General features: G+C 55.6%; 3 protein-coding genes. All 3 read right to left on the bottom strand.

The features are described 5' to 3' along the window. Window positions 1-471 (bottom strand): hypothetical protein (locus tag WA354_RS23340; protein ID WP_472815425.1); only part of this gene is annotated, 471 nt, incomplete at its 3' end. Beyond that, complete coding sequence (locus WA354_RS23335; RefSeq protein ID WP_472815424.1) at window positions 468-1478, bottom strand: glycosyltransferase family 4 protein; 1011 nt, start codon at window positions 1476-1478, stop codon at window positions 468-470. The genes WA354_RS23335 and WA354_RS23340, both read right to left, overlap by 4 nt. A gap of 23 nt (window positions 1479-1501) precedes the next feature. Further along, a complete protein-coding gene (locus tag WA354_RS23330; RefSeq protein WP_472815426.1) occupies window positions 1502-1654 on the bottom strand; it encodes a hypothetical protein in 153 nt (50 codons plus the stop codon). Window positions 1655-1662 lie beyond the last annotated feature (8 nt).

The raw sequence follows: 1662 nt of genomic DNA, 5'->3' as shown, positions 1-1662 counted from the left end.
TGGAGCTGGGAGGACCTCAGAGTCAAACCCATTGTAGCGGCGCAAGCGATCACGGGTATCCGGAGACGATGTGAAAATCGCCTTGGCGACAGCGAAGGCAGAATTGTCTGCACGATAGATCATATTTCGGATCACGTCGCCGCGCGTCGTCTCAGACAAATTGGTTTGGCTGGCATCCCACAGATCATAGGCCTGCCGATACTGGTGAAGCAGCCAGATGACTTTGTTCTCGAAGGGGATCAGATAAGCAGGAAATTTCAAAGCAATCACACGGTCGACATTTGTCAACCGTAGGCCTCGCGCTATGAGCATCTCTTCAATCAGGAGCTCGGGCGGATCCCACGTGAAGGGAATGCTCACGGCTTCGGCTTCGACATGCATTTCTTGCAGTCTTGCAACAAGACTATCACGCAGGATCTCTGCCCCCCCCCGGAGGAACGGGACACAGGTCGTCAATACAAGAACCTTCATGCCAGTAGCTTCGCTACAACGGCGTCCCAGGATATGTGCAATTCCGCTATGCGAGCCCTTGCCTGCTCTCCCATGTTGCCCGCCTGGGCGCGATCGAGGTATAATTGATCGAAGGCCGCGGCAAGCGCACGTGGATCGGGCGGCACAATGAAACCATTAATGCCAGCCGTAACGAATTCCAAGACACCTCCTGCGTCATTGACAGTGACGGTACAGCGCCGGGCCTGTGCGGCCTCAATGGTTGGATAGCCGTAGGAGTCCTCATCCAGAGGTATATAAACGTTCGCCAATGCGCCGCCGAGCCGATCTGCTTTCTCCTCCTCGGTAATCCAACGTGATTCAATTTGGACTCTCTCTTGCAGATTTCCGTCTGCCACCATTCTGTGTAGGCTGGCGATATACTCACTACTCTGACTCAATCCACTCAGCCGCAAACGCACTGGTGTTTGCACATGCCGCATGGCCTCGACCAGGAGGTGCTGTCGCTTATGGTGCTCCATACGGCAGACAGAGACGATTTCCTCCCCGTAGACTCTGGAGTGGAATAGCTCGGGACGCTGCAAGGGCGGATAGAGAACTTCACTGGCCAGACCGTTGTAGAGGCGCAGCCGATCACTGACGACTTGAGAGTTTGTGAAGACGCGATGTGCTTCGCTAATTGCGGCGGTGTCGGCGCGGATCAAAGTATCTCGCAATGCGCGCCAGGGTGCCAGGTCAGGCACCGGTCGATAGGAACTTTGCCAGAGGTCGTAGAAGACTCGAATATGATGGATAAACCATACTACTTTGCAAGGATGGCGGACCACATGCGCCGGAGGCCTGAACGTGATCACTCGATCGAAGTACCTATCTAACTTAATCAAGCGAAAGGCGTTCATCTGCGTTAGAATCTCGCTTGGCTCGTCTGTAGAGGGGACATAGACGATTTCCGCTTGATGACCGTATTCGCGCAGCTTTTCGGCAAGCCCTTCGACGATGAATCGGGCCCCTCCGTTGATGAGAGGCACTGTAGACGAGATAAGCCCAATCCTCATGTTCTCGCCGCACCTCGCAATGCGCGAGCAGGCACACCAGCAACGACTGCGCCGTTCGGCACATCGGATACAACCGTGCTGCCGGCGCCTACCACCGCATCTGTTCCAATCGTGATGCCAGGCCTAACCGTGCTCCCGACCCCGAGCAGGGTGCGCA

Origin of the sequence: Occallatibacter sp. (genome assembly GCF_049802275.1) — a bacterium.
In the GTDB taxonomy this organism is placed as follows: domain Bacteria; phylum Acidobacteriota; class Terriglobia; order Terriglobales; family Acidobacteriaceae; genus Telmatobacter.
This window is presented reverse-complemented; position numbering and strand designations above follow the sequence as displayed.